Source organism: Gilliamella sp. wkB18 (assembly GCF_001690875.1).
Lineage (GTDB): Bacteria > Pseudomonadota > Gammaproteobacteria > Enterobacterales > Orbaceae > Gilliamella > Gilliamella apicola_A.
In genome coordinates this window covers 63835-89871 of record NZ_LZHM01000068.1, presented here as the reverse complement: position 1 = coordinate 89871, position 26037 = coordinate 63835, and the positions used below count along the sequence as shown (strand labels likewise).

Here is a 26037-nt window from a genome sequence, read left to right as displayed (position 1 = left end):
TGGGTTTTAATAAATATGAATTTACAACAACAATTTAATTTAAGTGGCAATGAAAAAGGCTATTGGTTTGTTAGCCAAAACGGAAGATTATGGTTACCTAATGGTGAGGTTCCAGTTGGATTTGCTAGTGAATTTGGTTTTGCTGATCAACTTGCTCAACCAATAGGCGAATGGAATGGGCAAACTGCTTGGTTGATTTGCCGAGAAATGGAAAACGAAATGTGTTCCATACGTCCATTCCTTGATGGTGCAGATCAATCATTGTTTAATATGGCAGGGAGGGCTATACAATTATCAGAGTTTTATCGATCGCATAAATTTTGCGGTTACTGTGGTAAAAAAATGCATCTTAGCAAGACGGAATGGTGTTGTTTGTGTGATAACTGTCATCAACGTTATTATCCACAGATATCGCCGTCAATTATTGTGTCGATTCGGCATAAAAATAAAATTTTATTGGCAAAGCATGTCAAACACAATAAAGAAAACTTATACACCGTTTTAGCTGGTTTTATCGAGGTAGGAGAAACAGTGGAAGCCGCTGTTGAACGAGAAGTCTTTGAAGAATCAAAAATTAAAATTAAAAATATTCGTTATATTGGCTCACAACCTTGGCCATTTCCTAATTCTCTAATGATGGCTTATTTGGCAGATTATGATAGTGGTGAAATTGAAGTAGATCCAGTCGAATTAATTGAAGCCAATTGGTATCATTACACAGCGTTACCTAAAATTCCTAATTATGGTACTATAGCTCGGCGTCTGATTGAGGATACGATTATACTTTGCCGAGAATATGACGAGTTTGGCGGTGATTAATTATATTTGTTAGCGTTATTGTCAGCTGTTAGATATTTTATGCTTATTTATGATAGTGAAACGTTTTATATTTAATTTATGCATATTATTAATAACGTTTACATCAACCCCCCCCGCGTTTGGAAATTTTGTTTTTTTTAATCATCTCACATCAAGCAGATTACTAGCGTCCAATTGTATTATCATAAGCATTAACCTTTTTTAATTTGAAGATTATTTTTTTTATAAATTATTATGAAGGGGAAATAATACGTATTTGGAGGGAATTAATTTTGCGAATTAGGGGCAATGTTAACTTAACATTTTTATTAACTCATTTGTTTATCAATCAAAAGCTAATAAATAAAAACGACATTTATGTGAGTATGTCGATTTTATTTATATTCTCATCTTGATTATTAGTTATTTAGCCATTGAGCTACTTGTTTTGCAAAATAGGTTAAGATTCCGTCGGCACCTGCTCGCTTGAAACAAAGTAGTGATTCCATAATTGCCGATTCTTCGTCTAACCAACCATTTTGTATTGCAGATGTTAACATTGCATATTCTCCAGAGACCTGATAAGCAAAGGTTGGTACAGCAAATGTCTCTTTTACCCTACGTACTATGTCTAGATAAGGCATTCCTGGTTTAACCATTACCATATCAGCTCCTTCAGTAATATCTTGATAAATTTCTTGTAAAGCTTCGTTACTGTTTGCAGGATCAAGTTGGTAAGTTTTTTTATTGCCATTTCCAATATTTTTTGCTGAACCAACTGCATCACGGAATGGACCATAAAAACTTGAGGCATACTTAGCAGAATAAGACATAATTTGGGTATTATAAAATCCTTGTGCTTCAAGTTCATCGCGAATCGCACCAATACGTCCATCCATCATATCACTCGGAGCTATAATATCAACACCTGCATGAGCTTGCATCAAAGCTTGTTTGACCAATGCGTTAACAGATATATCATTTTCAACATAACCATTGTTATCAATGATACCATCTTGACCATGAGTGGTATAAGGATCAAGTGCGACATCAGATAATATGCCAATTTCAGGAATTTCTTTTTTTAATGCACGTATAGCTCTAGGAACGAGGCCGTTTTCATTGTAAGCCTCTTTACCGAGGAGTGTTTTTTTGTCTGATTCTATAGCTGGAAATATTGAAAGAACCGGAATCCCCAATTTAGCAACTTGTTCAGCTTCCTTCAATAATACATCAATACTCATTCTATTGACTTGCGGCATGGAAGGGATTGATTGAAGGATGTTGGTGCCTTCAATGATAAAAACTGGATAAATAAGGTCATTAACGGTCAAAATATTTTCAGTAACTAAGCGGCGAGTAAAATCTTGTGCGCGACTACGGCGTAAACGACGTTTGGGATATTGACCAGCAATAAAAAGTGACATAAAAGCTCCTGCTTATTTTTATTAAATTATGGGTAATTATCTATTGCTAAATGATGTTTAGCAAATTAATTTGCTGTATTACAATAATTCGATTTTTTACTTTACAACGTATATTAATTAGAGGTAGAATTGCGAACTAATTTTTAGTCCTTTGTGATATTAACCAATTTGAGGTGAGAGGCACATGCCAGTAATTAAAGTACGTGAAAATGAACCTTTTGATGTAGCGTTACGTCGTTTTAAACGTTCTTGCGAAAAAGCAGGAGTTCTAGCTGAAGTTCGTAACCGTGAGTTTTACGAAAAGCCAACAACTATTCGTAAACGTGCTAAAGCAGCGGCAGTTAAACGCCATGCTAAAAAGTTAGAAAGAGAAAACGCTCGTCGCACTCGTTTATACTAATATTTTTGCGATTATTTATATATCAAATTTAAATTGATATTTAAATCAATTTGTTATTTTTTAATATAAAGAATTCTAACAAGCTGTATATTAGATACGGCTTGTTGTCTTTCTACAATGCCAATATTGGTTGAAATTTTATCATGAAAGGCCAAATTCCTCGCGATTTTATTTTGGAATTGATAGCTCGAACTAGCATTCTTGATGTTATCAGCAAACGCGTAAAAATGAAAAAAAAGGGGAATAACTATTTTGGTTGTTGTCCGTTTCATGATGAAAAAACAGCTTCTTTCTCACTTAGTGAGAAAAAACAGATCTATCATTGTTTTGGATGTGGTGCATCCGGTTCCGTTGTAACTTTTTTAATGCAATATGAACGGTTATCTTTTCCAGAAGCCATTGAAGAATTAGCCAGTATGCAAGGGATTAGAGTCCCTTATGTCGATAACGAACAAAATCAAATAGATCAATCCAAACATATTGAATCTCGTAATGTTCGTCGCGATTTGTATACGTTAATGGCAAAAATAACTAATTTTTATCAAAGTCAGTTATCATTACCAACATCAAAAGAGGCTAATCAATATCTTGAACAAAGAGGCCTTAATAAAGAAATCATTGCACGATATAAAATTGGTTTTGCACCTAACGAGTGGAGATTGACATCACAAAATGTTGTCAAAACTAAAACAGAAGCGGCGCTTTATGATCAAGCAGGTATGCTGGTAACCAATGATAAAGGGAATCAATATGATCGTTTTCGTGGGCGAATTATGTTTCCTATTCGTGATAGGCAGGGTAATGTTATTGCATTTGGTGGGCGAACAATTATAAACGATTCTGCGAAATATATTAATTCACCAGAAACACCCATCTTTCACAAAGGTTTTCAATTATATGGACTTTATGAGGCTCAAGAAGTTAATCGTAATCCTGAGCAATTAGTTGTTGTTGAAGGCTATATGGATGTTGTTTCTCTTGCGCAATATGGCATTGATTATGCAGTTGCTGCTTTGGGTACCTCGACGTCTGAAGAGCATATTAAGCTTTTATTTAGGGCTACCGATTCAGTTATATTTTGTTATGATGGTGATAATGCAGGACGAAGTGCTGCTTGGAGGGCTCTAAATGTATTATTACCTTCTTTAATTGACGGAAAAGAAATCACCTTTGCTTTTTTACCACAAGACGAAGATCCAGATAGTTTGGTTCGAAAAATTGGTAAAGAGGGATTTGAAGCTTATTTAAAAGCGGCCCCAAATTTATCAAAGTTTTTATTTGATGAACTTTTAAAAAAAGTTGATTTAAAAACGGCAGAAGGTAAAGCCAAATTGAGTTCATTAGCTTTACCACTTCTTGATCAAGTTAAAGCAAAAGCATTTCGATTAAATTTATTACAGCAGTTAGGTAGTTATTTAGGGTTGTTAGACGTATCTCAACTTGAACTTTTATTACGTGAAAGCCGTTTTAGTAGTAATGAAAAAACAGTTGAAAAAGTGCATGTTTCACAAATGAAATTAACTACTATGCGCATTTTAATTGGCTTGTTGCTTCAATACCCTAATCTTGCAAAGCAAGTATCTGATATTAATGTTTTACGTAAAGTGAAGATGGCTGGTATTGAAATTTTGATTGAATTACTTGAATTATGCCAACATTACCCAAATATAACAACAGCACAGATATTAACTGAGTGTGTAGATAAACCATTTTATAAACAATTAAAGCGTTTAGCAACATGGGAGTATCATTATCAAGACAACCAAATAGAGTCATTTTTTTCTCATACATTAAAAGAGTTATATGATAATATACTCGCCCAAAGGCAAGATGAACTGATCGCAAAAGAGAGAGTCTCTGGCTTAAGTACCGCAGAGAAAAAAGAACTAGCGACACTAATACTTGTTTTATCAAAAAAAGACTAAATATAGGCTATATACAGAACAGCATTTTTGTTTTGTGTATATAATATACATGACTGAATAACTAAATGTGGACACCTTTTATGGAGCAAAATTCTCAATCACAGCTAAAACTCCTGATCATTCGAGGTAAGGAGCTAGGATACTTAACCTATGCTGATGTTAACGATCACTTGCCTGAAGAGATTATTGATTCAGATCAGATTGAAGATATTATCCAAATGATTAATGATATGGGGATTCAAGTTCTTGAAGAAGCCCCTGATTCTGATGACCTATTACTTTCAGATAATGTCCCTGATGAGGAGGCTGTTGAAGCAGCAACAGCATTAGTACTGTCTAATGTTGAATCAGAAATAGGTAGAACAACAGATCCTGTACGTATGTATATGCGTGAGATGGGGGCTGTTGAACTATTAACACGAGAGGGCGAAATTGATATAGCAAAACGTATAGAAGAAGGTATTAATCAAGTTCAGATTTCGGTATCAGAATATCCAGAAGCAATTACTTATCTTTTAGAACAGTATAATTTAATTGAAAGTGGAGACATTCGTTTATCTGATATCATTACTGGTTTTGTTGATCCTAATGCAGAAAGTTCTACAGATACGCTTCCCGAAAATTTAGAAGAAAGCGAAACAGAGATTGATATTGATGATAGTAATGATGAAAATGAAGATGAAGACGGTGATTCATCTGCAGATGATGATGTGTCCATTGATCCTGAAGTAGCAAGGGCTAAGTTTATTGAGTTAAAAGAGCAACATGATAAAACGTCTGAGGCTATTAAAAAGTATGGACGAGCCCACAAAAAGGCACAAAAAGAGATCGAAAACCTATCAGAAATTTTCAAGCAATTTCGTTTAGTTGGTAAACAATTTGATATTCTAGTTAATAATATGAGAAGTATGATGGATCGAGTAAGAGCACATGAGCGTGTAATTATGAAGATCTGTGTTGAACAATGCAAAATGCCAAAAAAACAGTTTATGACTTATTTTACGGGTAATGAGAATAATATGAACTGGTATACTAAAGCATCAAACTCAAAAGGTGCATTTGCTTCTAACTTAAAAGAGTTTGAAGATCAAGTTGCAGAGCAAGTTGCATTATTACAGAAAATCGAAATAGAAACGAATCTCTCTATTGAGCAGATTAAAGATATCAATAGGCGTATGTCAATCGGTGAAGCGAAAGCTCGGCGAGCTAAAAAAGAGATGGTTGAAGCAAATTTACGTTTAGTTATCTCTATTGCGAAAAAATATACTAATCGCGGCTTACAATTCTTAGATCTTATCCAAGAAGGTAATATTGGTTTGATGAAAGCTGTGGATAAGTTTGAGTATCGCCGTGGCTATAAATTTTCAACTTATGCAACATGGTGGATAAGACAGGCTATTACGCGTTCAATCGCAGATCAAGCTAGAACTATTCGTATCCCAGTACATATGATTGAAACGATTAATAAATTAAATCGTATTTCGCGTCAAATGCTACAGGAAATTGGTCGAGAACCGACGCCTGAAGAGTTGTCTGAACGTATGCAAATGCCAGAAGACAAAATTCGAAAAGTACTTAAGATTGCTAAAGAACCAATTTCAATGGAAACACCTGTTGGGGATGATGAGGATTCACATTTAGGTGATTTTATTGAAGATACAGCACTTGAGCAACCATTAGATGCAGCAACATCAGAAAGTTTACGTAATGCAACTCGTGATATTTTATCTGGTTTAACACCTCGAGAAGCGAAAGTACTACGTATGCGATTCGGCATTGATATGAATACCGATCATACATTAGAGGAAGTTGGTAAACAGTTTGATGTAACACGTGAACGTATTCGTCAAATTGAAGCTAAAGCTTTGCGTAAATTGCGTCATCCAAGCCGTTCCGATGTGTTGCGTAGCTTTTTAGAATAAATTTTATCTTCCTTGTATATCGCCACTTTTGTGGCGATTTTTTTATTCTTGTTAATCAAAGATACTAAAAATGATGAATATATTTCAGCGTTTTAAAATTGATTCATTCTTATTGATTCTAATTTGTGTTGTGATTACAGCTAGCTTTTTTCCTTGTGAAGGACAGGCTAAAACAGTTTTTGAATGCCTTACCACTTTTGCTATTGGCTTGTTATTTTTTATGCATGGTGCAAAACTTTCTTTTCAAGCAATTGTCTCTGGTATAAAAAATTGGCGATTACATTTGTTAATATTTACAACTACATTTGTAATATTCCCTATTTTAGGCGTGATGATGCAGTTACTAGTGCCCACTTTTTTATCACATGATATTTATTTAGGGTTTGTTTATCTTTGTGTTTTACCAGCAACTGTGCAATCAGCAATAGCATTTACTTCAATAGCTAAAGGTAATGTGGCAGCTGCTATTTGCAGTGCCTCAGCATCAACATTATTGGGCGTGTTTATTACCCCGATTTTAGTAGGATTGTTAATACACACTCAAACTTCGGCGTCAATGAACATAATTGATGCAATTATCTCTATTATGCTGAAATTAATGTTGCCTTTTGTTGCTGGGCATTTATCTAGACGTTTTATTGGTAAATGGATAGATAAATATAAAAATATTATTTCTAAAACAGATCGTTTGTCGATTTTATTAGTGGTTTATGTCGCTTTTAGTGATGCGGTTGTTAATGGTATATGGTCGCAAGTTGGTTTTTTATCTTTGTTAAATATTATATTTTTCTCAATTATTCTTTTAGTAATAGTTTTAATTATTACCACTTATAGCGCAAGATTTTTTGATTTTAATAAAGAAGATGAGATTACAATTGTATTTTGTGGTTCAAAAAAGAGCTTAGCAAGTGGTATTCCAATGGCGAGTGTTATCTTCCCCATGTCGATGATGGGTATTTTGATCTTACCTTTAATGATCTTTCATCAAATTCAATTAATGATTTGTGCTTTTTTGGCTGCTCGTTATGCTAAACGAAAAATGTAAAAATTGTTTTGCTCATTAGACTATTCTCAAGGATAATAGAAACGCTATTAACAACAGAAAGATATATTATGTTTCATCTATTTGCAGATTTAGAATTCTCAACCATTATATTATTAGTCTTAGCTTTACTTTTTGTACTCTTTTATGAGGCTATTAATGGATTTCATGATACTGCTAATGCTGTTGCCACTGTTATTTATACAAGGGCATTGAAAGAACAACTTGCAGTTTTTATGGCCGGAGTATTTAATTTTTTTGGCGTACTACTTGGTGGACTTAGTGTGGCTTATGCCATTGTGCATTTGTTACCAACTGATTTATTACTTAATGTAAGCTCTGCTCATGGGCTTGCTATGGTATTTTCTATTTTATTTGCAGCAATCATTTGGAATTTAGGTACTTGGTTTGTTGGTATTCCTGCATCAAGCTCACATACATTAATTGGTTCTATTATTGGAGTAGCACTTGCAAATGCATTGGTTATGGATACATCAATTATTGATGCACTTAATATTCCTAAGATGATTCATATCTTTTTATCCTTGATTGTTTCTCCTGTTGTAGGTCTTGTGATTGCAGGCTTGATGATCTTTCTATTGCGGAAGTATTGGACTCGTAAAAGCCAAAGTAAAAAAAGTAGCAAAAAAAGAGAACGTATTTTCATGACTCCAGAGCAGCGAGAGAAACTTTATGGTAAGAAAAAACCACCTTTTTGGATCAGGATAATGCTTATTATCTCAGCTGCAGGTGTGAGCTTTTCTCATGGTGCTAATGATGGTCAAAAAGGTATTGGTTTATTAATGTTAGTATTAATGGGCATCGCTCCTGCGGGTTTTATTGTTAATATGAATGCGTCTACCTATGATATTACTAATACTCGTAATGCTATTGATAATATTCAAGAGTATTTTATTACTCACAATGATGATCTAACTACAATAATAGGTAAGCAACCAGCATTAGATACAAGTATTCTAGAAGGCGATTTGAATAAGTATCATTGTGATTATTCACATTCATTTATAACACTGAGTATTGCTCATAATTTATTTAATAAAATGAATAATTATGAATCACTCACCGTTGAACAACGTTCACAAGCTAGACGCATATTATTATGTTTATCGGATACTGTTTCGCATGTAGCTAAACAAGCTAGCGTGACAACAGAGGAAAAACAATATTTGAAATCTTTGAATAACGATTTACTTAAAACTGTTGAATATGCGCCGATTTGGATCATTATTTCGGTAGCTTCAGCGCTAGCAATTGGAACAATGATAGGATGGCGTCGTGTAGCTATTACTATTGGTGAAAAAATTGGTAAAAAAGGGATGACTTATGCACAGGGAGTATCGGCACAAATTACTACCGCTTTATCAATTGGGATTGCAAGTTATACTGGTATGCCAGTATCAACAACTCAAGTACTTTCTTCATCAGTTGCCGGAACAATGATTGTTGATGGTGGTGGCGTTCAAAGTAAAACTATTAAAAATATTGCATTAACTTGGATTTTAACACTTCCAATTTCAATTTTGTTATCTGGGGCACTTTTTTGGCTTGCTCAAAAATTGATTTAGTAGTAAAAAGATAATATCACTTTTGAAGTTTTGTCTGACCGTTAAATTGGAAGGAGTAATGTATTATGGCTTATAAACACATCTTAGTTGCAGTGGATTTATCACCAGAAAGTGAACTACTTGTCGAAAAAGCAGTTTCTATGGCCAGACCATATAATGCTCAAATATCATTGATTCATGTTGGTATTAATTATTCAGATCTTTACACAGGTTTGGTTGATATCAATATGAATGATATGAAAGACCGAATTACTGAAGATACACATCTTGCATTAAATAAATTAGTGGATGGCGCTGGCTATCCTATCTCCCATACGCTTTCAGGTAACGGTGAATTTGGTCAAGTATTAATTGAAGCTATTCATGAGTATAACATTGATCTAGTTGTGTGTGGTCATCACCAAGATTTCTGGAGTAAATTAATGTCTTCTGCCCGTCAACTTATCAATAATACTCATATCGATACTTTGATTGTTCCATTAAAAGATGAAGAGCCAGTGGAAGGACCTGCTAAATGAAGTATTAAATACCAGCCCGCTTAATTAGCGGGTTTTTTGTAACTATTTTATAAGGTTGTAGAAAAATTCAGTAAATTATGTACTTTAATATATTTTATTTGATGCTTTCTTTTTTATGTATATTGTAGTTTATGATAATACATCCAAATTGTTATTTAGCCGATAAGGAGATTTTATATGAATATCGCTTTAGTTACAGGCGCATCCTCTGGATTTGGGAAGGCGATTTGCCGTAAGCTTATAGTAGATGGTTATAAAGTTGTAGGTATAGCTAGACGTGCAGATAAACTACAAAAACTTGCAGGTGAATTAGGCGCTAATTTCTTTTCATTACCATTAGATATAACTAAAAAAGATGCAGTAAACACTATCTTATTGCAACTACCAAATGAATTTAAGACAATAGATATTTTAATAAATAATGCAGGTTTAGCATTAGGTTTAGAGCCTGCTTATGAAGCAGATTATAACGACTGGGAAACAATGATTGAAACTAATATTATTGGGCTAGTAAATTTAACTCGACAAATTTTACCCGAGATGGTTGAGCGCAATTTTGGTTATATTATTAATCTTGGTTCTGTAGCTGGTACTTATGCTTATAAAGGCGGAAATGTTTATGGTGCATCTAAAGCTTTTGTTAAACAATTTAGTGCTAATTTACGTGCTGATTTATTAGGTACAAAAATAAGAGTAACTAATATTGAACCAGGCTTATGTGGAGGTACAGAATTTTCAAATGTACGATTCCATGGTGATGATAAGCAAGCTGCTGCTATATATAAAGATGTTGATTATATTACTCCAGAAGATATAGCCAATACTGTTTCATGGTTAGTCAATACGCCAGCACATTTCAATGTTAATTCAATTGAAATAATGCCAGTAGCACAAGCTTCAGCTGGGTTATCCATTTATAAAGAAATAAAGTAATCATAGGACATAATCGGTATTGAGTTATGAGCGCCGATTTTATTCAAAATTAAAATTACATTTGGCAAATAAAATGCACTTGCACTTCTGTTAATGGATTGATATTCTTTTATCTTATAATTTTTGATTGAGGTTCACTGCAATGACATTTTCAGAAGTAACGAAAACATTTGCGACAAGTTTGCCAGGTACTGATAGTTATGTAAAGCTAAGAAAGGCAATGAGAGCATTAATTCAAGAAGATCCAAAAAATGCGTCGGTTTATTTTTTGATTTTTGGATTTGCTCGTACATATGTTATGTTATATGAAGATCAAGAAGTATCACCACAATTTGCCGAAGATAATCAAAAATTAATGTCATCGTATCTTAATATTTTAGATGAAGCATTAAAAAAACAAGATGAAAAATGCATATATCAGGCATTGAATAAAGTTGTTAATGAATACGAAAATAGCAAAAAGGTTTTTTAAAATTACAGCCTGACATGAAAATGTCGGGCTGTTTTGTTTTTAGTTTAATTAAATATTTCTTAGGAAAAATCATGATAATTTTAGTTAATATGACAGGAATTATTGGCACCTTAGGTACTATTACGTAATCTAGGGCGGGTTGATTTTTTCAATAAATATTAAAAAACCCGCCTCCTAAAGGCGGGTTTTTATTTTGCATGGAAATAAAGTAGTCAACCTGTGAAAAAAATTAAAAATAGAATTATCAGACTACAAGATTTTTAATACCTATAAATAAGTTCTAAAAACCATAATTATATATAGTAATGGGCATAAACTAAGATAATAAGTAAGGTGTGATATGAAAGTTTTAAAATTTGGAGGAACATCTGTTGCTAACGCAGAACGCTTTTTGCGAGTTGCAGAAATTATTGAAAATAATGCTAAACAAGAGCAAACCGCTACTGTTTTATCGGCACCTGCTAAAATTACCAACCATTTAGTAGCCATGGTTGAAAAAACGGTTGCTGGGCAAGATATCAAAAGTAACATTTATGATGCTGAAAAGATATTTGCAGATTTATTAGCAGGTCTTGCAAAAGCTCAACCTAATTTTGCTTATGAAGAGATGAAGCATTTTGCTCTTAATGAATTAAATCATGTTAACCAATTACTTGAAGGTATTCGTTTACTCGGTCAATGTCCTGATAGTATCAATGCATCAATTATTTGTCGTGGAGAAAAGCTATCAATTGCTATTATGCAAGAACTTCTCAAAGCAAGAGGCCATACGATCACGGTAATAGATCCTGTTGCTATGCTTATTGCAGAAGGTGATTATTTAGAATCGACTGTTGATATACCTGAATCGACTCATCGAATTGCTGAAATGCACATTCCACAAGACAATTTTATTCTAATGCCTGGTTTTACTGCCGGTAATGAAAAAGGTGAATTAGTTGTGCTTGGACGAAATGGTTCTGATTATTCTGCTGCCGTATTAGCAGCTTGTTTAAGAGCAAATAGCTGTGAAATATGGACCGATGTTGATGGAGTTTATACTTGTGATCCCCGTATTGTACCAGATGCCAAATTACTAAAAACAATGTCTTATCAAGAGGCGATGGAACTTTCATATTTTGGAGCAAAAGTGCTTCATCCAAGAACTATTTTACCTATTGCCCAATTTCAGATTCCTTGTTTAATCAAAAATACAAATAATCCTGATGCGCCAGGCACATTAATTGGTGCTAATATTGTTGACTCAACCACACCTGTGAAAGGTATTACCAATTTAAATAACATGGCAATGATCAATGTTTCAGGTCCTGGATTAAAAGGTATGGTTGGTATGTCGGCACGTGTTTTTTCTGCGATGTCTTATGCTGGCATTTCAGTTGTACTTATTACTCAATCATCATCTGAATACAGCATTAGTTTTTGTGTGCCACAAACAGAACTTTATCGTGCAGAAGAAGCTTTAAGTGATGAATTTTTCTTAGAATTAAAAGATGGATTACTTGAACCGATCGAGGTGATTGAAAGGCTTGCTATTATCTCTGTAGTAGGTGATGGCATGCGTACCTTACGTGGTTTATCAGCTAATTTCTTTACAGCATTAGCCAGAGCTAATATTAATATTGTTGCTATAGCACAAGGTTCATCTGAGCGCTCAATTTCAGTTGTAGTTGATAATGATGTTGCTGTAATGGGCGTTCGTGTTGCGCATCAGATGTTATTTGGTACTGATAAAATGCTTGATGTCTTTGTTATTGGTGTTGGTGGGGTTGGTGGTGCGCTTGTCGACCAAATCGGACGTCAACAGAAATGGCTTAAAAACAAACAGATTGATTTGCGAGTATGTGGTTTGTTTAACTCTAAACACAGCATAACCAATAGAGACGGTATTGATCTTAGTAATTGGCGTGATCAAATCAAACAGAGTGATACTAAATATTCATTAGATAGTATTATTGAGTTTGCCAAATCTAATCGATTACTTAATCCGATTCTCGTTGATTGTACTTCTAGTTGCGAAGTATCTGACAAATACGCAGATTTTTTAGCTAATGGCTTTCATGTCGTTACACCAAATAAAAAAGCAAATACTAGCTCAATGGCCTACTATTTACGCTTACGCCAAGAAGCAGCAAAAAGTAAGCGTAAATTCCAATATGATACTAATGTAGGGGCTGGGTTACCGGTAATTGAAAATCTTCAAAATCTACTTAATGCAGGTGATGAGTTAATCAAGTTTTCGGGAATTCTATCTGGATCGCTTTCTTTTATATTTGGTAAACTTGACGAAGGCATGTCACTGTCTGAAGCAACTAAACTGGCTAAAGAGAAAGGTTTTACTGAACCAGATCCTCGAGATGATCTATCTGGAACCGATGTAGCTAGAAAGTTACTTATTTTAGCTAGAGAATCAGGTTTACAATTAGAATTGGATCAAATCAATGTCGAATCCGTATTACCTCCTGAATATGCACAAGGTAGCATTGATGATTTCATGGCTAAATTACCGCAGTTAGATGCACAGTTTAAAGCAAAATCTGAACAAGCAGCAAAAGAAGGTAAAGTTCTACGTTATGTGGGTAGCATAGAAAACCATCAATGCAGTGTTAGAATTGAAGCTGTCGATAGCGAAGATCCTCTTTATAAAGTCAAAAATGGCGAAAATGCCTTAGCTTTTTATACTCGTTATTATCAACCTATTCCTCTTGTATTACGTGGTTATGGTGCTGGTAATGATGTTACTGCAGCAGGTGTTTTTGCTGATATTTTACGTACAACATCAGGTAAAATCGGAGGTTAAATGACTCATAAATCTTTAACTGTTTATGCGCCTGCATCAATGGCCAATATTAGTGTTGGTTTTGATATATTAGGCGCTGCAATTAGCCCGATTAATGGTACTATGCTTGGTGACTGTATTACAGTTAAATCTGCTAACGAATTTTCCCTTACTAGCAAAGGTCAATTTGTCAAAAAGCTACCACGTGATCCAAAATGTAATATTGTATTTCAATGTTGGCAGCGATTTTGTCAAGCAATGGGTAAAACTTTACCTGTTAGTATGACTCTTGAAAAAAATATGCCAATTGGCTCTGGTTTAGGTTCAAGTGCGTGCTCAGTAGTTGGTGCATTGGTTGCATTAAATGAGTTTTTTGATAAACCTTTTAATGAATTTGAAATGTTATCCATGATGGGAGAACTTGAAGGTCGTATTTCGGGCAGTGTGCATTATGATAATGTTGCGCCATGCTATTTAGGTGGGATGCAACTTATTCTTAATGAGATGGGTATTATTAGTGAGTCAATTCCGCATTTTGATGATTGGTATTGGGTGATGGCTTATCCAGGTATAAAGGTATCAACGGCTGAAGCACGTGCAATTTTACCTGCTCAATATCAAAGGTCTGATTGTGTATCGCATGGTCGCTATGTGGGGGGATTTTTGCATGCTTGTTATACCAAACAACCTAAGCTGGCTGCCACAATGCTTTTTGATAATATTGCTGAGCCTTATCGTAAACAATTATTACCTAATTTTGATGAAACTCAAAAACGGGTTAAGCAACTTGGTGCTTTGTCATCGGGTATTTCAGGTTCAGGGCCAACAATGTTTGTGATTGCAGATAAACTTGAAACAGCTCAGCAAATTGAATTATTACTTAAAAAATATTATTTGCAAAATGATGAAGGTTTTACTCATATTTGTAAAATTGATACTCAAGGAACAAGAGTTATTTAATGTTTACTATAAAAAGTAGAGTTAAATATAACAAAAATGCCAATTATTATTGAACAAGTTGATATTACGAAGAGTGAAATATTACAGCATAAAGATAACCGGAAAATATTATGAAATTATATAACTTAAAAGATCATTCCCAGCAAGTTAGCTTTGCACAAGCAGTTCAACAAGGATTAGGAAGAGGACAAGGTTTATTCTTTCCTCAAGAATTACCTAAATTTTCATTAGCTGAAATTGAGTCGTTATTAAAACTTGATTTTATTACTCGAAGTGCCAAGATCTTATCTGCTTTTATTGGTGATGAGATTAATCATGATGATATGCATAGACTTGTTAAAAATGCATTTCAATTCCCTGCTCCAGTAACTTCTGTAGAAGCAGATATTGGTTCATTAGAGCTATATCATGGACCAACATTGGCATTTAAAGATTTTGGTGGACGCTTTATGGCGCAAGCGTTAGTGCAAGTTGCCGCTGACAAAAAAATTACTATTTTGACTGCTACTTCTGGTGATACTGGTGCGGCTGTTGCTCATGCGTTTTATCATTTACCAAATATTCGCGTCGTGATTTTATATCCAGAAGGTAAAATTAGTCCATTACAAGAAAAGTTATTTTGTACTTTGGGTGATAATATACATACAATTGCTATTCAAAGTGACTTTGATGCGTGTCAAGCCTTAGTTAAAAAGGCATTTGATGATGACGATTTGAAAAAAACAATAGGTTTAAACTCCGCTAACTCAATTAATATTAGCCGATTATTAGCACAAATCTGTTACTATTTTGAAGCTTTTGCACAACTCACATCAACCCAACGTGAACAGCTGGTTATTTCTGTACCGAGTGGCAATTTTGGTGACTTAACAGCTGGTCTACTTGCGAAAACGATGGGATTACCTATTAAACGCTTTATTGCCGCAACGAATGCCAATGATACAGTACCTCGTTATTTAGAAACCGGTAAATGGGAACCTCACACAACCATTGCAACATTATCGAATGCAATGGATGTAAGCCAACCAAATAACTGGCCACGTATCGAAGAGATTTATAAGCGTGAGGGATGGGATCTTAAATCACTCGGTCATGCTACTGTTTCGGATGAAGTTGCTAAGCAAACTGTTTGTGAACTTGATCAAAAAGGTTACTTATCTGAACCTCATGGTGCAATTGCTTATCGAGCACTGCGTGATCAGTTACAAGAGGGTGAATATGGACTATTTTTAGGTACGGCACATCCTGCTAAATTTAAAGAAGTGGTTGAAGATATTTTAGGTAAATCAGTTCCATTGCCTAAAGAGTTAGCGGAAAGAGCAGATATGACATTACTTTCCCATAATATGCCTAATGATTTTGTTAAATTGCGTGATTTTTTAATTAACTTAAATTGGTAAATTTTTCCGTCGCCAAATTGGCGCGGAACTTTTCCATTAATGATAATAACCTCTATTTGTTTATATTCATTAATTAGCTAATTTTACTTTCAAAGCCTCGCCATATTTATTTCCAACGCTCAAATTTACTTATACATGTCTATCTAAAAATAGAAGATATTAACCAAACTTGTTTAAATTATAAATTTCAGCTATTGTAATCCTAATTATGCCATTATAAGGATGTTGTTATGTACTGTCCGTTTTGTAATGCAGATGATACAAAGGTGATCGATTCACGTCTTGTTGGTGAGGGATATCAAGTTCGTCGTCGCCGCCAATGTGTCGAGTGCAATGAGCGTTTTACTACATTTGAAATTGCTGAATTAATTATGCCTAATGTAATTAAAAGTAATAAAGTTCGAGAGCCATTTAATGAAGCTAAATTACGTAATGGTATCAAAAGAGCTCTTGAAAAACGTCCAGTGAGTTTTGATGATATAGAAGATGCGATTACACGTATAAAATCTAAACTAAGAGCAACAGGTGAACGTGAAGTTCCAGCAAAATTAATTGGTGATTATGTGATTGAAGAACTTAAAAGCCTAGATAAAATAGCTTATATTCGCTTTGCTTCGGTTTATTTTAGTTTTGATGATATCGAACAATTTAGTAATGAAATTGCTAAGTTACAACAGAAATAATTTTCCAGATGATGACAAGCAATAACGATAATTTTTATATGCAGCAAGCAATTGAGCTAGCTAAGCTTGGTCGTTTTACAACATCGCCTAACCCTAATGTTGGTTGCGTTATTGTAAAAGACAATGAAATTATTGGAAAGGGTTACCATCAAAAAGCAGGGGAATCTCATGCTGAGGTTTACGCACTGCAAATGGCGGGTGATAATGCTCAAGGCGCAACAGCATATGTAACATTAGAACCATGTAGCCATTTTGGTCGAACTCCACCTTGTGCCGATGCCTTAATTAAATCACAAATCAAACGTGTTGTTATTGCGATGCAAGATCCTAATCCAGATGTTTCTGGTAATGGTATTAATCGATTACGAGATGCGGGAATAGAGGTTGTGGTTGGAGTATTAGCTGATCAAGCTGAATCACTCAATAAAGGTTTTTTAAAACGAATGCGAACTGGGTTACCATATGTACAACTTAAGCTTGCTACTTCTCTAGACGGCAAAGTTGCAATGGCATCGGGGGAAAGCAAATGGATCACATCAACTTTGGCAAGACAGGATGTGCAACAGTTTAGAGCACAGGCAAGTTGTATCTTAAGTACTCGCATGACGGTGCAAACCGATAATGCTAGCTTAACGGTCAGGCATGCCGAATTACCTAATGATATAAAACAAGTTTATCTTGCTGAAAATATTCGACAACCAATACGCATTATTATTGATAGTCAAAATCAACTAACAGGTGATGAAAGACTTTTTAAGCAATTAGGTGAAATATGGTTGGTGCGGAAGCAAGCTATTCCAATCAATAAGCCTAACATTCAATTAATAACTGAATCTTCTCCAAAAAATAATATTGATTTAGTGAATTTACTGACAATGTTAGGTCAAAAAGGGATGAATTCTGTTTGGGTTGAAGCAGGTGCTCACCTAGCGGGAGCATTGATAGAACAAAATTTAGTGGATGAACTGATTATTTATTATGCACCTAAATTACTTGGTCATAATGCATTGGATATGTGTATGCTTCCTAATCTACAAAAGCTCTCATTAGCCCCCCAATTTAAGTTTGAATCAATTAAAATGATTGGTGAAGATTTGCGCGTTATTTTAAAAAGAATATGATTACTGTAGCAAGTTCTCTTATTAAGCTATAAATAAAAGTGCAAATGTCAATTAGTATTGAATAAAATATAAAATAGATCTTATGAATTAGAATGTTATCTCATCGTGAGATAATTAATATCAATTACTTTGCAATATTTTAATAACTTTTTAATATTTTTGATTATTTTAATGTGATCAAGGATATCTTTGGTGATTACGGTATGCTGTGATTGTTGTAAAATATTTAAATACTCATTAGTTTTTGCTGCTATATCAATAATAAAACAAGCAATATTATTACCTTGATCACGATAAATTTTTTGATTAAATCATCTTCATGCCATTTAACACTAATATCGTAATGGTGACTATATTTAAAACCTTATTTGATAAGGTAATATTTTACTCATATGGAAAATTGGAACCATTAATCATTATCAATCTTACTTTTGCATTAATTTTGTTAGCAGTATTATTATACTTTTTGTTGCTGCGTAACTATAAGAACTAAATATACCTAGCTAGAATAACATAGACTTGTAATTTAATTGACGTTTCGAAAGTGAAATTACTGTGAGAAAGATCACAAAAATATACTTTAGTTCTGAAAGTAGAAAATAATTTAAAATTAAAAAATAGCCTTTTAGATGCTAGCTAGTAAACTAGAAACCTTTTGTGCAACGAGTTATACCTAAATTACGTTTAATTATGAAAGTGATTTCTTGTTGACCACTTGTATGATAAATTTTATCATCATTATTCTTAACATATTATTTGTAATATAGGAAATAACAATTGACTAGAGTGTCTTCAGCCCTATTAAAACGTAGATTAGATATTGCGGAAATTATACGAAAAAAAGGTGAAGTAAAAGTAGAAGAGCTATCATACATGCTTAAAGTTTCAACCGTAACTATTCGTCAAGATTTAACCTACTTAGAACAACAAGGGTATTTAAAACGTTTTTTTGGTGGGGCAATTTATTTATCATCTGAAGTATCTTCAAATAAAGCTAGTGCTTTAGGGGCTAATGATTTGCCTCAAATAGATGATAGTTGTGATATTGATTTAGTTAAAAACTGTTTAAGTTATATTAATGATGGTGATACTATTTTTTTAAGTCATGGGCGATTGACAAGAAAACTCATTCCTTATTTACATAGTAAAAAATCATTAACACTGATTATGAATGATATCAATAATGCCCAATTGGCTAATGAATTCACCGATTCAAATATCATTCTTGTTGGCGGACTATTACTTGAAAGTAATATTTTGCAAACTGATATTATTGGTGTTATTTTGCAGAATTATCCAGTTACACATTTCATTATAGAATTAATTGCAATTAATAGTGATAATAACTTAATAATTGAAGATATTGAACAAATTAATGCATATCAGCAAGTAGCAAAAAAAGCGAGTCATCTCATTGGTATTTTACCGCAACGAATTGTTTATAACGATCAGCATTGTATTGGAAAATTGAAAAATATCGATGTCTTGATTTTATCAAAACCAGCAGTAACTGAATATCATCAGCAATTATTGGATTCAAATTTTAAGCAACTTTTTGCAAATAAATTTAGTGTGACTTATCAAAATGCATTGGAGGCATAATATGGGATTTAAAATTTGTACTATTGGAGAACTATTAGTTGAGTTTTTAGCAAAAAAAAAGCATCAACGATTTGATCAAGCAGGCGAGTTTATTGGTCCCTTTCCTAGTGGTGCTCCAGCGATATTTGCTGATCAAGTTGCAAAATTAGGTTTTCCTGTTATTTTTTTTAGCTGCGTTGGTAAAGATACCTTTGGTAAAATGTGTGTTACTCGGTTAAAAAAAGATGGTGTAATTATTGATGGCATAACATCTCATAGTAAAGCTAATACAGGAAGTGCTTTTGTTTCTTATAAAGAATCTAATGAAAGAGATTTTATTTTTAACATACCTAATAGTGCTTGTGGTCTACTTTCATTTAATCTTATCAATGAAAATTTATTAAAAGATTGCACACATTTGCATATTATAGGATCATCGCTGTATTCATTTCGAGCAATTGATGCAGTACGCAAAGCCTTAAACATTATAAAGCAAAAAGGAGGAACTATTTCATTTGATCCCAATTTACGTAAAGAGATGTTTAATATTCAAGAAATGGAACAATCTTTTGGATATATTATAGAATATACAGATATATTTTTGCTAAGTGAAAGTGAAATAAGTTATTTTGCATACAATAATCATGAGACAGAACAAGAAACAGCAATTAATTTATTACAAAAAGGAATTAAGCATATTGTTGTAAAATGTGGTAATAAAGGTGCTAATTATTACGGTTATGATGAAAAAAATAAAATTAAAATTATGCATATAGATGGTTTTAAAACTCAATCTATTGATCCAACTGGAGCGGGTAATTGTTTTGCAGCTACATTTGTAAGTTTAATGTTAGCAGGATTTTCTATTGAAAAGGCATTACAATATGCTAATGCTAGTAGTGCATTAGCGGTATCCCAAAAAGGACCTATGGAGGGTACATCAACATTAATTGAATTAGAACAATTTATCTCCAATTCCAAAGCAAATTAAAAATTGTAAGTTTATTTTATACAAAATAAACAGCAAAAAAGTCCCAATAACAAAGTTATTGGGAAAACATAAGGAATAGGAAAACAATGAAATAAATGCATTGTCAGATATATTATGTACAATTTTTTAGTAAAAGTATGTAATTAAATGTTAATAAATTATTAAATATTTAGATTGTATTATGTTAATTTATTGTAAACACATCATTGAATGAACAATTTGTTTCTCTATAAAAAAATTTCTAATAGCGAATTTAGAAATAGTTTACCATGCTCAGTTATTTGCCAACTTTGTTTATCTTCAACAAGATAATTTTTTTCAATAGCTGATGAAATTTGCTTATCAATAGTATGTAAATGTAAAAAAGTGCGTTGCTCAAATTCATATTTTGGCGTTGGCTCTAATAATCTAAAGCGATTCATAAAAAATTCAAATGGTAATTCTTCTTTAGGTATAGTGTAGGATTTATCTAAATAATGTCCTTTTAAATACCCTTTTGGATGACGAGTTTTTACTGTCCTAATTATTTGCCCATTCGTTTGTGTTATTTTTCCATGTGAACCACACCCAATACCTAAATAATCGCCAAAACGCCAGTAATTTAAATTATGTTGACACCAAGAACCTGCTTTTGCATAAGCCGAGGTTTCATACTGTTGGTAGCCATGTTGTATTAAAAGTTGATGACCTTGTTGATAAATTTCCCATAATTTATCATCATCCGGTAGAATAGGTGGTTTAGAGCCAAAAAGGGTATTGGGTTCAATAGTTAATTGATACCAAGATAAGTGTGGCGGGGCAATATCAATGGCCTGCTTTAAATCATAAAGTGCATCATTTAGTTCTTGATTTGGAAGCCCATGCATTAAATCTAAATTAAAGCTACGCAAATTTAATCTATGGGCTAGTTTACCTGCATTTATCGCTTCTAAAGGGGTATGAATGCGCCCTAAGCTAGAAAGCTTATCTGGTTGAAAACTTTGTACGCCAATTGATATTCGATTTACTCCTGCTTGTTGATATCCTATGACTCTTTCAATATCAACCGAATTTGGGTTTGCTTCAAGAGTAATTTCAGCATCATTATCTATCTGAATAATTTTATTTACTCTTGCTAACAAGTAATCAATTAATTCAGCCGAAAATAAACTTGGCGTACCTCCACCAATAAAAATAGAATGAATGACACGATCGGTACAAAGCTTTGCATCGTGTTTTAAATCTTCAATCAAATGATCTATGTAAGAACTATATTCAGGTGTTTTTTTTATGGTATGAGAATTAAAATCACAATAAGGGCATTTTTGTATACACCACGGCATATGAATATATAAACTAAGGGGAATTTTATACTGAAACATTTGCCGATCCTAAAACTTATAAATATAGCTAGTTTATTCTATTATACAAATATAACGTTATATTAACTCAATTTATAAAAAAAAGCTTATTTAATCTATTTGGTGTTTTTAAATTTTGTGTTAAAAACGTACAATGAATATTAATTTTTCGATATTAATTATCGAGAAAACTTATTTCAAGTAGGAGAAATTATGAGTATTTCAAAAGACATTTTGGATAGTAGTTTGTCAGGTTATTTAATAAGCTCTTCGGTTATTCAGTCTAATTTCAATGAATTACCAATTCTGATAATTAAACATAAAACTTGTACCGCAGCTATTTCACTACAAGGTGCTCATTTATTATTTTGGCAGCCATCAATAGAATTAACACCGGTGATTTGGATAAGCGAAAAAAACTTTTTCAAAAAAGGCAAAGCTATCCGTGGCGGTATCCCAATTTGTTGGCCTTGGTTTGGGCAACTAGGAAATCCTTCACATGGTTTTGCGCGTATTGTTGACTGGACTTTAGAATCTTGCCAAGAAAATGATAATGGAGTTGATCTAATTTTATCACTGACTAATAATCAACAAACTTCGTCTTTTTTTTCAAAACCTTTCAATATTTCATTAAATCTTCATTTGGGGAACACTTGTGAAGTTGGATTGAGTTGTATGGGAGACTTTGAAGCAACTAGCGCATTACATACCTATTTTGGTATAGATAACATTGACCATGTCGTAGTCAAAGGATTAGGTAAATATTATCAAGACCATTTATCAGTTGAAAATAAGCCTAGGACTGTTGGAGAATTAACTTTTAATCAAGAGGTAGATCGTATTTATACCTGTGCTGATAAGCAAATAATTATCACTGATGGGAATCGAACAATTCAGCTAACTAATATTAATTCTAGCGATGTGGTGACTTGGAATCCATGGTCAGAAAAAGCGAAAGCAATGGAAGATTTTGGTGATGATGAATATAAATCAATGGTTTGTGTTGAAACAGCATGTATTAATAAATTATTAACATTATCTTCAACACATAAAACAACCTATGGTTTAAAATTAGAATTGCTATAATCCCATGTATTCAATAATTATATACGTAATCAATAGACTTTGTATCTATAATGAGTGGATTAATTGATTGCGTTTACAAACATAACGCATTATAATCCTCTAGCTTTTTAAAGCACCAATTTGATAGCCAACTACTGGGTCGCCTGTGATTGGTTTTTTGTTTAAACAAATAAGAGAAATAAACATGTTTACATTAAAAGCAGAAGTTAGAAAAGTGCATGGTAAGGGTGCGAGCCGCCGCCTGCGTCACGCTGGTCAATTCCCAGCCATAATTTATGGTGGAGCTGAGGCAGCGATCTCTGTCGTGTTGGATCATAACAGAGTTTTTAATATGCAAGAAAAACCAGAATTTTATTCTGAAGTTTTAACGATTGAAGTTGATGGCAAAGCGGTTAAAGTTAAAGTACAAGCAGTTCAACGTCATCCATTCAAGCCAAAATTAGTTCATATGGACTTTGTGCGCGTATAATTTTATTGTTTAATATAATAAACAAAACTTAAGCAAAAGGTCACCACAATTGGTGACCTTTTGCTTTTCTGTTTTAAAATAAATAAAGGCAAACGCCTATTATTATGATTTATTGAATTAATTGGGTATACACTGACTGTCTAACATAATAAAATAAATCATATTTATATCATTTTAGGAGAAAACCATGTCTGATATCCCGCCTTGCGATTTAGTTATTTTTGGTGCTAAAGGGGATTTGACAAGACGTAAATTATTGCCGTCTTTATATCAATTAGAAAAGTATGGAAAACTACCTGAACAGACAAAAATATTAGGTGTTGGTCGAGCTGATTGGGATCATGCTGCTTATATCGAAGTGGCAAAAGAAGCATTAAACACATTCATGTTAGAACCTTTAGATGAAAATATTTGGAAAAGGTTTAGTCAACGGCTTAATTTTCATAAATTAGATGTTAATGATATATCCGGTTTTGAGGCTTTGAAAAATAAGCTTGATCATAAATACCCTTCTATTTTTTATTTTGCAATGCATCCAGGAGCCTTTGGAACAATTTGTAAGGGGTTAGCAAAAGCAGGATTGAATCAATTACAAAACCGTATTGTCATGGAGAAACCGCTTGGAACTGATTTACAATCTTCTCGTGAAATAAATGATTCAGTCGCTAAATTTTTTAGTGAATCTCAAGTATATCGTATTGATCACTATTTAGGGAAAGAATCTGTTTTAAACTTACTGGCTTTGCGTTTTGCTAATCCCGTTTTTGCTTCTTTTTGGGATCGTAACTCGATTGATCATGTTGAAATTACAGTTGCTGAACAAGTCGGCATTGAAGGGCGTTGGGGTTATTTTGATAAAGCTGGACAAATGCGTGATATGGTACAAAATCATCTATTGCAAATTTTAACTATGATTGCGATGTCACCACCGGCAAATCTTGAAGATGATAATTTGCGCAATGAAAAAATAGCTGTACTTAATGCACTTAGACCAATAAATAAAACTAATATTCATGAAAAAGTAGTTCGAGGTCAATATACATCCGGCTTTATAAATGGTATTAATGTACCAGGATATTTAGAGGAAGACGGTGCAAATAAAGAGAGTAATACTGAAACATTCGTCGCCATTCGTGTTGATATTGATAATTGGCGTTGGGCTGGTGTGCCATTTTATTTACGTACAGGTAAACGTTTACCAAGTAAATGTTCTGAAGTGGTGGTTTATTTTAAACCTTTACCTCTTAATCTTTTTAGTGAATCTTATCCAAAATTACCACAAAATAAGTTAACTATTCGTTTACAACCAGATGAAGGTATGGATATTGAGATTTTAAATAAGGTCCCGGGTTTGGACAGCACACATAATTTACAAACAACCAAACTAGATTTGAGTTTTAGTGAAACTTTTCATCAACATAGCGCTGATGCTTATGAACGATTATTACTTGAAGTAATGCGTGGAAGACAGGCTTTATTTGTACATCGTGATGAAGTTGAAGCTGCATGGAAATGGGTTGATTCAATTATTAATGCATGGGATTGTAAAAAAGAATTACCTAAAACTTATCAAGCAGGGACTTGGGGACCGGTGGCATCTGTTGCTTTAATTACTAAAGATGGACATTCATGGCACGAATTTTGATAAAGGAAACTTAAATATGTTTATATTAAATAAATATGCAAGTAGTCAATTATTGAATGAAGATTTAGCTTCACGCATTATCGGTGCGTTAAAACAGGCGATTGATCAAAAAGGATATGCATCTTTTGCTGTTTCTGGCGGTAAAACACCAATTCCATTATTTACAATACTTAGCCAACAAAGTTTAGAATGGAATCGTATTTTTATTACACTTGTTGATGATAGATGGGTGGATAATACGGATGATGCAAGTAATGAAAAGTTAGTCCTAACTTATTTATTACAAAATAAAGCTAAGTCAGCTAATTTTGTTGGTTTAAAAAATGATTGTGATAACCCATTTGATGGCGCTGAAATTACGGACAAAGTTTTAGATAAATTTCCGATGCCATTTGATGTTTTAATTCTAGGTATGGGCGAAGATGGGCATACTGCTTCGCTTTTTCCTGGTGCGGCTAATTTAGCTGCAGGATTAGATATGAACTCAGGTAAAAAAGTTGTTGGTATGACTCCATTAACAGCACCTCTTGATCGGATCTCCTTAACGTTACCAACAATATTAAATAGTAAAAATATTTATTTACATTTGATTGGTGGTAGCAAATTAAATGTGTTAGAACAGGCTGAAAAAGGTGATGATATTAACCAAATGCCAATTAGGACAATAATTAAGCAAAATCAAACCAATGTAACCGGATTTTGGGCTGAATCTTAAACTATTTAAGTTTGCCGACAATTGTCGGCAAATTTTCAAATTCTCTTTTCAACGATTTTTACTTATTTTTATTAATATTATCATTAACTATCGGAATACATAATCCAATTATAAATTAAGTTAGATATTCCGTTAAGAGATCATTATTTCCTATTTATTTATATCCATTTAACAATTTGAATTTTTTAACATAATAAGTTAAAGACCCTGCAATCAAATATCTACAAATTAATTAATTAAATATCTA

At 33.2% G+C, this 26037-nt stretch carries 22 protein-coding genes; 20 read left to right on the top strand and 2 right to left on the bottom strand.

Going from position 1 to position 26037, the window contains the following annotated elements:
* Window positions 1–15 precede the first annotated feature (15 nt).
* Complete coding sequence (nudC, locus tag A9G48_RS07390) at window positions 16–819, top strand: NAD(+) diphosphatase (RefSeq protein WP_065576018.1); 804 nt, start codon at window positions 16–18, stop codon at window positions 817–819.
* Between the two features lie 398 nt (window positions 820–1217).
* On the opposite strand, the gene hemB is transcribed toward nudC, so the two are convergent.
* Window positions 1218–2225 carry a porphobilinogen synthase gene (gene hemB, locus A9G48_RS07385; protein WP_034944324.1) on the bottom strand — a complete coding sequence of 336 codons (1008 nt, stop codon included), beginning with the start codon at window positions 2223–2225 and terminating at the stop codon, window positions 1218–1220.
* Window positions 2226–2409: 184 nt separating this feature from the next.
* Between hemB and rpsU the strand changes: the two genes are divergently transcribed.
* From rpsU to A9G48_RS07310, 15 genes are all read left to right on the top strand, one after another.
* Window positions 2410–2625 (top strand): 30S ribosomal protein S21, encoded by a 216-nt coding sequence (gene rpsU / locus A9G48_RS07380; protein ID WP_034882800.1) that lies wholly within the window; start codon window positions 2410–2412, stop codon window positions 2623–2625.
* Window positions 2626–2768: 143 nt separating this feature from the next.
* Window positions 2769–4550 (top strand): DNA primase, encoded by a 1782-nt coding sequence (gene dnaG / locus A9G48_RS07375; protein ID WP_065576017.1) that lies wholly within the window; start codon window positions 2769–2771, stop codon window positions 4548–4550.
* Window positions 4551–4630: 80 nt separating this feature from the next.
* Window positions 4631–6472 (top strand): RNA polymerase sigma factor RpoD, encoded by a 1842-nt coding sequence (gene rpoD, locus A9G48_RS07370; protein ID WP_034944320.1) that lies wholly within the window; start codon window positions 4631–4633, stop codon window positions 6470–6472.
* A gap of 73 nt (window positions 6473–6545) precedes the next feature.
* Window positions 6546–7517, top strand: coding sequence for a bile acid:sodium symporter family protein (locus A9G48_RS07365; RefSeq protein ID WP_065576024.1), 972 nt, complete (start codon window positions 6546–6548; stop codon window positions 7515–7517).
* Window positions 7518–7585: 68 nt separating this feature from the next.
* Complete coding sequence (pitA, locus tag A9G48_RS07360) at window positions 7586–9100, top strand: inorganic phosphate transporter PitA (protein WP_065576016.1); 1515 nt, start codon at window positions 7586–7588, stop codon at window positions 9098–9100.
* A gap of 65 nt (window positions 9101–9165) precedes the next feature.
* Window positions 9166–9618: a universal stress protein UspA gene (gene uspA, locus A9G48_RS07355; protein ID WP_034944314.1), complete on the top strand. Its 453-nt coding sequence runs from the start codon at window positions 9166–9168 to the stop codon at window positions 9616–9618.
* Window positions 9619–9795: 177 nt separating this feature from the next.
* On the top strand, window positions 9796–10551 hold the full coding sequence (locus A9G48_RS07350; RefSeq protein WP_034944310.1) for an SDR family NAD(P)-dependent oxidoreductase: 756 nt from the start codon (window positions 9796–9798) through the stop codon (window positions 10549–10551).
* Between the two features lie 142 nt (window positions 10552–10693).
* Window positions 10694–11023, top strand: coding sequence for a hypothetical protein (locus A9G48_RS07345; protein ID WP_034944307.1), 330 nt, complete (start codon window positions 10694–10696; stop codon window positions 11021–11023).
* A gap of 340 nt (window positions 11024–11363) precedes the next feature.
* Entirely contained in the window at window positions 11364–13820 is a 2457-nt protein-coding gene (gene thrA, locus A9G48_RS07340) for a bifunctional aspartate kinase/homoserine dehydrogenase I (protein ID WP_065576015.1), read from the top strand.
* The gene (gene thrB / locus A9G48_RS07335) at window positions 13821–14759 is read left to right on the top strand and encodes a homoserine kinase (RefSeq protein ID WP_034944300.1); all 939 of its coding nucleotides are present in this window, start codon (window positions 13821–13823) and stop codon (window positions 14757–14759) included.
* A 110-nt stretch (window positions 14760–14869) separates the two neighbouring features.
* Window positions 14870–16159: a threonine synthase gene (gene thrC, locus A9G48_RS07330; RefSeq protein WP_034944298.1), complete on the top strand. Its 1290-nt coding sequence runs from the start codon at window positions 14870–14872 to the stop codon at window positions 16157–16159.
* Between the two features lie 230 nt (window positions 16160–16389).
* Window positions 16390–16842: a transcriptional regulator NrdR gene (nrdR, locus tag A9G48_RS07325; RefSeq protein ID WP_034944295.1), complete on the top strand. Its 453-nt coding sequence runs from the start codon at window positions 16390–16392 to the stop codon at window positions 16840–16842.
* 11 nt (window positions 16843–16853) lie between these two features.
* Window positions 16854–17963: a bifunctional diaminohydroxyphosphoribosylaminopyrimidine deaminase/5-amino-6-(5-phosphoribosylamino)uracil reductase RibD gene (gene ribD, locus A9G48_RS07320; protein WP_034944828.1), complete on the top strand. Its 1110-nt coding sequence runs from the start codon at window positions 16854–16856 to the stop codon at window positions 17961–17963.
* 786 nt (window positions 17964–18749) lie between these two features.
* Window positions 18750–19565, top strand: coding sequence for a DeoR/GlpR family DNA-binding transcription regulator (locus A9G48_RS07315; protein ID WP_034944292.1), 816 nt, complete (start codon window positions 18750–18752; stop codon window positions 19563–19565).
* A gap of 1 nt (window position 19566) precedes the next feature.
* Entirely contained in the window at window positions 19567–20535 is a 969-nt protein-coding gene (locus tag A9G48_RS07310) for a sugar kinase (protein ID WP_034944289.1), read from the top strand.
* 227 nt (window positions 20536–20762) lie between these two features.
* Here the strand turns inward: A9G48_RS07310 and hemW are convergent, their stop codons facing one another.
* On the bottom strand, window positions 20763–21896 hold the full coding sequence (gene hemW / locus A9G48_RS07305) for a radical SAM family heme chaperone HemW (protein ID WP_034944286.1): 1134 nt from the start codon (window positions 21894–21896) through the stop codon (window positions 20763–20765).
* Between the two features lie 192 nt (window positions 21897–22088).
* On the opposite strand from hemW, the gene A9G48_RS07300 reads away from it, so the two are divergent.
* From A9G48_RS07300 to pgl, 4 genes are all read left to right on the top strand, one after another.
* Entirely contained in the window at window positions 22089–22961 is an 873-nt protein-coding gene (locus A9G48_RS07300) for a D-hexose-6-phosphate mutarotase (protein WP_051825077.1), read from the top strand.
* A 184-nt stretch (window positions 22962–23145) separates the two neighbouring features.
* Window positions 23146–23430: a 50S ribosomal protein L25 gene (rplY, locus tag A9G48_RS07295; protein WP_034944284.1), complete on the top strand. Its 285-nt coding sequence runs from the start codon at window positions 23146–23148 to the stop codon at window positions 23428–23430.
* A 187-nt stretch (window positions 23431–23617) separates the two neighbouring features.
* Complete coding sequence (gene zwf, locus A9G48_RS07290) at window positions 23618–25075, top strand: glucose-6-phosphate dehydrogenase (protein ID WP_065568611.1); 1458 nt, start codon at window positions 23618–23620, stop codon at window positions 25073–25075.
* A 16-nt stretch (window positions 25076–25091) separates the two neighbouring features.
* Window positions 25092–25790, top strand: coding sequence for a 6-phosphogluconolactonase (pgl, locus tag A9G48_RS07285; RefSeq protein ID WP_034944279.1), 699 nt, complete (start codon window positions 25092–25094; stop codon window positions 25788–25790).
* Window positions 25791–26037: the final 247 nt, after the last annotated feature.